Origin of the sequence: Rhodococcus sp. 14C212, from assembly GCF_011058195.1 — a bacterium.
Classification (GTDB): Bacteria; Actinomycetota; Actinomycetes; order Mycobacteriales; family Mycobacteriaceae; genus Rhodococcus; species Rhodococcus aetherivorans.
In genome coordinates this window covers 1-9,055 of the sequence record NZ_JAALEH010000147.1, presented here as the reverse complement: position 1 = coordinate 9,055, position 9,055 = coordinate 1, and the positions used below count along the sequence as shown (strand labels likewise).

Sequence of the window (9,055 nt, the reverse complement as noted above, 5' to 3'; positions counted from 1 at the left end):
CCGGCCTTGGCGAGGGCACCGGCGATGGCGACCCCGCCGAGGTCCGAGCCGGAGAAGTCCTTCAGGGCGCCCTGCAGACGCCCCATCGGGGTCCGGGCTCCGGCAACGATGACAGAACTGGTCACGAGGATTTCCTCCGGTGGTGGGTGACGGCTTCCGCGCGGGCTCGAGGCCGGCAAGCCCCTCCCGACGCATACTGATCTAACGTTAGCGCTACCGTCTTTATTCATGACTGAGACCTCCCCCACTCCGACCCCGCTCGCGGCGCTGACCTCCGGCCTCGTGACCGCCATCGACCACGTCGGCATCGCGGTCCCCGACCTGGACGCCGCCCTCTCCTGGTACGCCGAAAACCTCGGGCTCGTCTCCACCCACGAGGAGGTCAACGAGGAGCAGGGCGTGCGCGAGGCGATGCTGTCGGTTCCCGGCTCGCCGGAGGGCGCGACCGCGATACAGCTGCTCGCCCCGCTGAACAAGAACTCGACGATCGCGAAGTTCATCGATCGCAGCGGGCCCGGCCTGCAGCAACTCGCCTACCGCGTCAGCGACCTCGATTCCGTGTCCGCCGAGCTCCGCGCGCGCGGCGTGCGCCTGCTGTACGACGCCCCTCGGCGCGGCACCGCCGACTCCCGCATCAACTTCCTTCACCCGAAGGACGCCGGCGGCGTGCTCGTCGAGCTCGTCGAACCTGCTGCGCACGGATCGCACTGACCGCCCACACCTCACCCGGCCGACTCGCCGGGTTCACACCGCCGCAGCATTAGCACAACGCGGCGGCACGCGCAGCTCCGGCCGCTTCGAGCAGGTAGATTGGCGCCATGGTCTTCGATCGCGATCGCACCCCAAGCCACCTGCCCTTCTCCATCGTGCGCAAGGGATTCGACCGCGACGAGGTGACCAACTACTTTGCCCGATTCGAGGCCGAGCTGCGCGTGACCGCCACGGACCGCGATGCAGCCGCCGCCCAGGCTCGCGACCTGGCTCGGCAGCTCGAGAACGCCCGCAACGAGATCGACGAGCTGCGCAAGGACGTCGATCGGCTCTCGGTGCCGCCCACGACGGCCGAGGGCATGAGCGACCGCATCTCCCGCATGCTGCGCCTCGCCTCCGACGAGGCGTCCGAGCTGCGGGCTCGGGCCGAGGCCGACGCAGCCGAGATGATTTCCCTGGCCGAGCAGGAGGGCATCCGGCTGCGCGGGGACTACGAGGCGATGATCGCCGAGCTCGCCGAGCGGCGTAAGGCATTCGAGACGGAGCACGCCCGGACGATGACGGAGGCACGCGCCCAGGCCGCCCGGATCATCGCCGCCGCCGAAGCGGAGCGCGATCGCCTCGCGGCGGAGGCGGAGGCCAAGCGGGACCGGGTCCAGCAGGATTTCGAGATCGCCATGAGCGAGCGCCGCAGCAAGGTCCTCGGCGCCCTCGACGAGCTCGAGCGCACCAGCAAGGCCGAGGCCGAACAGCGTCTCGAGATCGCCTCCCGCGAAGCGGCACGCCGCCTCGAGCTCGCCACCGAACAGTCCGAGCGGAAGATCGCCAACGCCCGCGACCTGACCGAGGAACTGCGGGTGCTGCGCGGCCGCATCCTCAGCCAGTTGGACGGGGTGCGCGGTCAGCTCGAGGCCGTGCCGTCGATGCTCGCCGCCGTGACGCGCGAGGGCGAGCTGCTCGACCGCGACCGGGACGCGCTCACCACCGAGGGCGAGGCCGACGCGACCAAGGAGATCGCCACCGGGGATTCCGAGAAGGAACCGGCCACCAAGGAACTACCGGCGGCCGGCGGCAAGCCGGAGGACAGCGACGGCGGAGCCGACTCGGCGAAGGAAGAACGGTCCGGCGACGACGCACCGCCCACCGATCGCCTCGGCCGCTCACCTGCAGTGGCCAGCAAGGTCCGTAACTGAGCCGCGATCAGGACACGACGGCTGAGCCGTCACTAGGACCACCGCCGGGTCGGCCCGCGGGTACCGCGGCCGGACCAGCATCCGCTGTGCCAGTGCCGGCGTTCGTCGGCGCCCCCGATGTCGTCGGTGGGCCAGGCGACCACATGGGGTGTTCCCGGTGCGATCTCGTGATCGCAGCCTGGGCACCGGTACGCCTTCGTTGCGCGCGATCCGGGGACGGTGCGCACGGTGTAGCGCTCGGACTCCGCGCCGGACGGCCCCGATTCGGTGCGGGAGGTGGCCCCGGAGAACGTCGACCCGCCGGTATCGGGCCGGCGCCGGCGCTGCGATCGGGGAACATTGCGGCGGGGCATTTCAGAACAGCCGGAACTCGTTGCTCTCGGTGCCACGCAGGGCCTCGTAGTCGAGCACGAGGCAGCGGATACCGCGGTCGGTCGCGAGGGTCTTGGCCTGTGGCTTGATCTGTTGCGCCGCGAAGACACCGCTGACGGGCGCGAGCAAGGGGTCCCGATTGAGCAGCTCGAGGTACCGGGTCAGCTGCTCGACACCGTCGATCTCGCCGCGCCGCTTGATCTCGACGGCCACCGTGCCGCCGTCCGCGTCTCGGCACAGCAGGTCCACCGGACCGATGGCCGTGGGATATTCCCGGCGGACGAGGGTGTAGCCGGGGCCGAGGGTTTCGACGTGCTCGGCGAGCAGTTCCTGCAGATGCGCCTCGACACCGTCCTTGATCAGGCCCGGGTCCACTCCCAGCTCATGGCTCGAATCGTGCTCGATCTCGTCGATGGTGATCCGGAGTTGCTCACCCGTCTTGTTGGTCACCACCCAAAGGGCATGCGCATCGTCTGCGGACTCCTCGACCAGCCAGCACGGCGGACTCATCCAGTTCAGCGGCTTGTAGGCACGGTCGTCGGCGTGCACACTGACCGATCCGTCGGATTTGACCAAGAGCAGCCGACGCGCCATCGGCAGATGTGCCGTCAGACGTCCGATGTAGTCGACTCGACAGCGGGCAATCACAAGGCGCACGTTGCCACCCTAGAGGATCGCCCCGGACTACTCTCGAACGACCATGCCTCGCCCCCGCCGCACCTCGCCCCTCGGCTCGCCCCTGCTCGGCGCGCCCGCGGAATCCGTCCGGCGCCAACGTGTTCGCGTGCAGACATTGCTCACCCTGTTGCTGCTCGGCACCAATATCGCGGGGGCCGCGATCACGGCGTTGCTGATCAACGTCGTCGTCCCCGGCCCCTCGGTGCTGCGTCCGGAGTTCGTCGTCGTCACCGGCGTCATAGCACCCGTCTACGTCGGCGGGGCCATCGTCCTGGGAACAATCTTCGGGACCCGGCGCGGCCTTGCACAACTGCGATGGATCCTCGAGGACCGGGATCCCACCCCCGACGAACGACGTGCAACCATGCGGTTGCCGATGCGCCTCACCGCCCAGCAGGGTGCGTTCTGGGCGCTCGGGCTGGTGCTGTTCGCGACCGCCTTCGGCGTGCTCGATCCGCGCACGATCCCGAAGGTCGCCCTCACCATCGCCCTCGCGGGACTGACGGTCTGCGGCTTCGTCTATCTGTTCAGCGAGTTCGCCCTGCGGCCGATCGCGGCCCGGGCCCTGGAGGCCGGGGCGACCCCGCGACGCCGACTCACCGGCACCAGCGGCCGCATCATGGTGGCCTGGGCGCTGGGCAGCGGCGTTCCCGTCGTCGGACTGATGCTCGTGGCGGTCTTCAGCTTCGTCCGTCCCGTATCCCCCATCCGCTTCGCGGTGACGATCCTGACGATCGGCGGACTCGCCTTGTTGCTGGGGGCGTCACTGATGCTCCTCACCGCCCGGACCAGCGTCGCGCCGATCGAGTCGGTGCGAGCCGGCATGGCCTGCATCGAGCGGGGCGACCTCGATGCCGAGGTGGTCGTCTATGACGGAACCGAACTAGGAGAACTGCAGGCGGGATTCAACCGCATGGCCGACGGTCTCCGCGAGCGCGAACGGATCCGGGACGTCTTCGGCCGGCACGTCGGGCAGGACGTCGCGCGGGCGGCGCTGGCGTCGTCGCCGCGACTGGGTGGCGAGGAACGCGACGTCGCGGTGCTGTTCATCGACATCATCGGCTCGACGGCAATGGCGGCCGATCGCCCGCCCACCGAGGTCGTACATCTGCTCAATCGCTTCTTCGAGGTCGTGGTCGAGGAGGTGCACCGGGCCGGCGGCTTCGTCAACAAGTTCGAGGGCGACGCGGCGCTGGCGATCTTCGGCGCCCCGGTCGCAATGGACGACGCGGCGGGCAGTGCGCTCGCGGCCGCCCGGGGGATGGCACGCCGGTTGCGCACCGAGGTCCCCGAATGCGAGGCGGGAATCGGGGTCACCGAGGGTCTCGCGGTGGCCGGAAACGTGGGCGCTCACGAGAGATTCGAGTACACAGTGATCGGCGATCCGGTGAACGAGGCGGCTCGGCTGTCGGACCTGGCCAAGACCATCCCCGGCCACGTCGTGGCGTCGGCTCGGGCGGTACGGGTGGCCGCGGAGGAGGAGCGCACCCGATGGTCACCGAAGGGGGAAGTCACCCTGCGCGGGCGGTCGGAGGTCACCCGCCTCGCGGTTCCGGTGGACTGATCCCGACGGAGGACCGACGGGTTCGGCTGCGCCCACGAGGAACGCGGAAATGCCGGAAGCCCCCCAACGAGGTTGGGGGGCTTCCGGTAACGGGTGTTCGGCGCCTGAGTTGCACCAGTTTAGTGTGCCAACCCTGATCGACGATTCGAGATTTCGAGGGAATCGAGGATGCTCGCGGCGTCGGCGGTGAGTGGATCGAGGGCGGTGTGCTCGTGGCCGGCGATCGAGATTGTGATTTCCTGCAGTGGACGCAGGGTCCGCACGATCTTCCGGATGGACATCCCGGTCTCGTCCTGCAGATAGCGTGAGATCGCCAACGCAGCGAACACGATGGTCAGGTGCGCCTCGATCGCATCCCGGGTGTGACTGAAGATCGGCCGGGCCCGCAGGTCGGTCTTCGACATCCGAAACGACTGCTCGACCTGCCACAGGTCGTGATACTTCGCCATCACCTCATGCGGGTTCATCACGTGCGCAGGAAGGTTCGTGGCGTAGCCTTTGAGCCCGACAAGGGAACGGGCCCGGGCGATGCCCGCCGTATCGAGGGTCTTGCCCTTCGCGGTGGTCTTGACGAACCGCGGCGATCGTGCAGCTCGGGTGCCGTCGATGACGGCCTTCGCCCGAGCTTCCTGAGCGTTCAACGTCTGGTTGTCCCGCACGGCGCGTTTGGCCGAGTACGCCCAGATCGCTCGCCACGCTGACGTGTCGGCGGGGTCCCACACCGGCTCGGCACGACGGTTGACATCGTTGACCACGCTCTTTGCGTGTCGCGGGGTGACCGTGTCGATGACCTGGCCGTCGGTGAACACGTCGCCGTTCCAGTGGAAATGACTGGCCAGATCCGAGGGTGCTTTCATCACCCGGGAACCGACGATGAACTTCAGTCCGGCAGCATCGAGGTCTTTCAGATTCGAGGCGGACAGCATGCCGGCGTCGGCAGCGATGACCATCTCCACGCCCTCGATATTGTGACGAGCCTGGAACTGGCGCACGATCGGCACGATCGTGCGGGTCTCGGCGTGGTTTCCTTCGAAACAACCGATTTCCAAAGGGAATCCGGTGCGGTCGACCAGCAGCCCGACGACGATCTGCGGGTCCACCCGACGTTCCTTCGAGTTATGCCGAGGACGGCATAACTCCAATTATGCCGAGGTCTCGGTTATGCCGAGGTCGCCGGTTGGGCGGTGGTCCTCGTGCAGGTCGACGCGGTCGGTGGGGGCGGTCCACGCGGCATAACCCGGGAGGCGTGATCGATGCTCATAGTTGCTCGAGGAAACCGATAAGGGTGTCCGGGGGTCGGTAACGCCCGGGTCTGGTGGTCGGCGCGGTCACGCGGTCGAGTGCACGCTCCTTGATGGCCATATCTGCGTGGAGATAGATGTGGGTGGTTACCGGACTCTGATGACCGAGCCAGAGCGCGATGACCGAGGTGTCGACCCCGGCGTTGAGCAGCGTCATCGCAGCGGTATGCCGCAGCGTGTGCGGGGTGATGTTCTTGGCAGCGATCGAGGGGCACCTGTGCATAGCGGTGGCGGCGTGCTTCGCGACGAGGCGTTGAACAGCGTCTGCAGACATCGGTGTTCCCTGCCGAGTGGGGAAGACCGGCGCTCCGGTCTGCGGGCCGGTTTCCTTCAGCCATGGGCGCAGGACTGCCAGCGTCTGCCGGGTCAGCGGAGTGGCGCGTTCCCGTCGGCCTTTGCCCATGGTGCGCACGGCGGCGCCGGGAATCGTGGTGGTGACGTCCTCGACGGTCAGTGAAGTCAGTTCCGAGAGGCGAAGTCCCGTCTGGAGTGCGGTGATCAGCAGGGCCCGATCCCGGCGCCCGAACCAGGTGGTGCGGTCCGGTGCCTGCAACAGAGCAGCCACCTCGATCTCGGTCAGGTAGGACACGATCGCCCGTTCGTATCGCCGTGGCGGGATCGCGAGGACCTGGCTTGCGGTCTGCGCATGCTCCGGAACGAGCGGCAGCGCATATCGGTAGAACGAGTGGATCGCGGCCAGGCGCGCATTGCGTGTGGCCGTGCTGTTGCGCCGGTCGCTGTCGAGGTGATCGAGGAACGCGGCGATGGTCGCTGCGTCGAGGTCGCCGATGGTGAGCCGGACCGGCGGCGTCGCTGTTTTCTGCGCGGTGAACAACAGCAGCAACCTGATCGAGTCCCGGTAGGCCGCGATGGTCTGGGGGCTCGACTGTCGTTGCCGGACCAGGCGATCGGTGAAGAACCCCTGGATCAGCGAGGTCAGAGTCGGCGCTGTCATGACTGCGCCCCTGCCCCAGTCGCGCTGTCCCGGGTCTCGAGGCGGCGCGCCGCCCGGCCGAGAAGTTCGGGAACTGCGTGCAGATACCAGTAGGTCGAGGCCGGATCGACGTGTCCGAGCCAGGTCGACAGCAGCGGCAGTCGCGCCTGGACGTCGTGGCCATCGTCGTACCAGCGCAGCAGCGTCGTCACGGCGAAGGTGTGCCGCAGGTCGTGGAGCCGCGGTGGTCTGCGGCCGGCGATGGTGGTGATTGCGGCCTCGGCCAGGACCTTTCTGAAGGTGACGCCCAGCTTGTCCGGGTCCAGTGCCGTGTACCGACGGTTCAGGAAGAGCATCGGGCATGCCCGCGTGGCGGCGGGGACGTGGTCTCGGCGGACCTGCAGGTAGTGGCGCACGTGCGTGACCGTGGTCGGATGCAGGAACACCAGCCTGGACTTGCCGAACTTCGTGCCCAGGATCTGGATCACGCCGTTGCCCAGATCGACGTCGTCGACACCCACACGGCAGGCCTCACCAGGGCGCATCCCGGTGGCAGCGAGCAGACCGATCAGAGTGCGCCACGTCGCCGCCGTGAACTGCGGGGACAACGTCTCTGTTGCCGTCAGCAGCGCGTGGACCTCGGTGTCGCTGTAGATGTGCGGTTCCCGGGGCCGATATCGGCGATTGCATACCGTCTCCGGGGGAACCTGCGTGGCCGGATCCAACGTCTGCTGGTGCCGGGCGAACAGCCGCACCGCGTCCATCCTGCGGGCGAACAGTCCATCGTGGACGGGCACCTTGATCTGCGAGGTGGCCCATTGCAGCGCAATGTCGTTCGTGACGTGGTCCACCCCGCGGGCCTCGCAGAACCCGACGAAACTGATCAGCAACTTGGCCAGGCCCTCGGCTTTGAAACCCATCGCCCTGCGCATGACGAGATAGTCGGCGACGTTCTCCCGCAGCGTGGTCATGATCGAGCCTCGGGCCACGGTCGGACCATGCTCCCAGCCTCAGCATCCGGGCCCGTCGACTCGACGGTCGTGCCGGGCCACGGTCGCGCCAACGGCCGCAGGGACAGCTCGTCGACCTTGGCGTAGATCGCTGTGGACCTCACACTGCGGTGGCGCAGCACCTGTCCCACCTCGGGCAGCGATGCACCCGCCCGCAACATCTCCGTGGCCAGACTATGGCGCAGGCGATGCGCGCCGATCCGGGTAAGACCTGCCGTTCGGCACGCGGTGCCCACGATATGACCGATCGCGCCGGGCGACAGGGGCCGCCCGGGTGGCCGCAGCGTCGTGAACAGAGACCTCGTCCGGCATCGAGGACGTCCCTCGGTCAGCCACGCGACGATGGCCTCCCCGGGTTCGGTGGGAAGGGGCATGCGTTCGATGGTGTTGCCTTTGCCTACGACCGTGACCTCGCCTGCTCGCCAATCGATATCGTCGAGATCGAGGCGAGCGACCTCACCGCGCCGCAGCCCGAGCCGGGCAAGGAGCAGCAGGATCGCATAGTCCCGTCGACTCAAGGCGGTGGACCGAAACAACGCGGCCACAGTGAGCAGACGCTCGAGATCCGTTGCCGGCACGGGCACCGGCAACGACGCCAGGCGCCAACTTGCCGATGAGGGAACCGCACCCCACAGCTCCGCCGTCGTCACGCCGGTGGCATGCGCGAATCGCAGAAACGACCGGACCGACCTGGCCATCGACTTCGCCGAGTTCGTGTTGCGGTCCCGGCAAAAATCGAGCATGAATGCGGTGATCGTCGCCGCGTCCAACGAACGCACCGGCAACCCGGTAGGCAACGATTCCAGGAACCGCCCGACGTTCCAGCAGTAGTTGTGGACCGTGACCGGCGTCAACCCGCGCTGCCGCTCCAGCCATAGCCCGAACTCGATCAGCACGTCGCTGTCCGGGACCGTTTGCTCGTCGGCACCGGTGCCGCTGTCCGAAACCATGATGTTCTCCTTCTGATGGGCTGATGAACCCTCAGAAGGACACACCGGACTGCCGGCTGCCAGGATTATGCCGCGTGAGCTATCCCCTCCGAACCCCTCGACCTGCACGACGGCCACCGCCGCGACGACAACATCGGCATAACAGAGACCTCGGCATAATTCGAGTACCCGACCTTGCGCAGTTCGTCTTCCTTCTCTGCCTCGAAGTACAAGGTCGTAACGTCGTAGAGCAATAGGTTCAGGTCGCCCGCGGCGGCGGCGTGTTCGAAGCAGCGCTGCGCGATCCGGTCACGGTAGCCATGCTCGGTGCAGCGCTGCAGGGTCCGCACGAACGTGTTGCGG

The 9,055-nt window shown here is 67.7% G+C and carries 8 protein-coding genes and 2 pseudogenes; 3 read left to right on the top strand and 7 right to left on the bottom strand.

The window, feature by feature from the left end:
- Positions 1-228: 228 nt before the first annotated feature.
- On the top strand, positions 229-711 hold the full coding sequence (gene mce, locus G6038_RS29430) for a methylmalonyl-CoA epimerase (protein WP_165042294.1): 483 nt from the start codon (positions 229-231) through the stop codon (positions 709-711).
- A gap of 107 nt (positions 712-818) precedes the next feature.
- Positions 819-1,904 (top strand): hypothetical protein, encoded by a 1,086-nt coding sequence (locus G6038_RS29425; RefSeq protein WP_165042292.1) that lies wholly within the window; start codon positions 819-821, stop codon positions 1,902-1,904.
- Between the two features lie 32 nt (positions 1,905-1,936).
- On the opposite strand, the gene G6038_RS31715 is transcribed toward G6038_RS29425, so the two are convergent.
- Both G6038_RS31715 and nucS read right to left on the bottom strand, forming a co-directional pair.
- Positions 1,937-2,257 carry an ATP/GTP-binding protein gene (locus tag G6038_RS31715; RefSeq protein WP_165042290.1) on the bottom strand — a complete coding sequence of 107 codons (321 nt, stop codon included), beginning with the start codon at positions 2,255-2,257 and terminating at the stop codon, positions 1,937-1,939.
- Between the two features lies 1 nt (position 2,258).
- Entirely contained in the window at positions 2,259-2,933 is a 675-nt protein-coding gene (gene nucS, locus G6038_RS29415) for an endonuclease NucS (protein WP_165042288.1), read from the bottom strand.
- Between the two features lie 43 nt (positions 2,934-2,976).
- On the opposite strand from nucS, the gene G6038_RS29410 reads away from it, so the two are divergent.
- Positions 2,977-4,518, top strand: a complete 1,542-nt coding sequence (locus tag G6038_RS29410) for an adenylate/guanylate cyclase domain-containing protein (RefSeq protein WP_165042287.1) — start codon at positions 2,977-2,979, stop codon at positions 4,516-4,518.
- A gap of 119 nt (positions 4,519-4,637) precedes the next feature.
- Here G6038_RS29410 and G6038_RS29405 read toward each other — a convergent pair.
- The 5 genes and pseudogenes from G6038_RS29405 to G6038_RS31060 form a co-directional block, all read right to left on the bottom strand.
- Positions 4,638-5,633 (bottom strand): annotated as a pseudogene (locus G6038_RS29405) (IS1634 family transposase); the annotation flags it as partial.
- A 142-nt stretch (positions 5,634-5,775) separates the two neighbouring features.
- Positions 5,776-6,774: a tyrosine-type recombinase/integrase gene (locus G6038_RS29400; RefSeq protein WP_165042285.1), complete on the bottom strand. Its 999-nt coding sequence runs from the start codon at positions 6,772-6,774 to the stop codon at positions 5,776-5,778.
- The gene (locus G6038_RS29395; RefSeq protein ID WP_165042283.1) at positions 6,771-7,724 is read right to left on the bottom strand and encodes a tyrosine-type recombinase/integrase; all 954 of its coding nucleotides are present in this window, start codon (positions 7,722-7,724) and stop codon (positions 6,771-6,773) included. The genes G6038_RS29400 and G6038_RS29395 overlap by 4 nt, the downstream gene beginning before the upstream one ends.
- Positions 7,721-8,830 carry a tyrosine-type recombinase/integrase gene (locus G6038_RS29390; RefSeq protein ID WP_346772951.1) on the bottom strand — a complete coding sequence of 370 codons (1,110 nt, stop codon included), beginning with the start codon at positions 8,828-8,830 and terminating at the stop codon, positions 7,721-7,723. The genes G6038_RS29395 and G6038_RS29390 overlap by 4 nt, the downstream gene beginning before the upstream one ends.
- A 44-nt stretch (positions 8,831-8,874) precedes the next feature.
- Positions 8,875-9,055, bottom strand: a pseudogene (locus tag G6038_RS31060) (IS1634 family transposase); the annotation flags it as partial.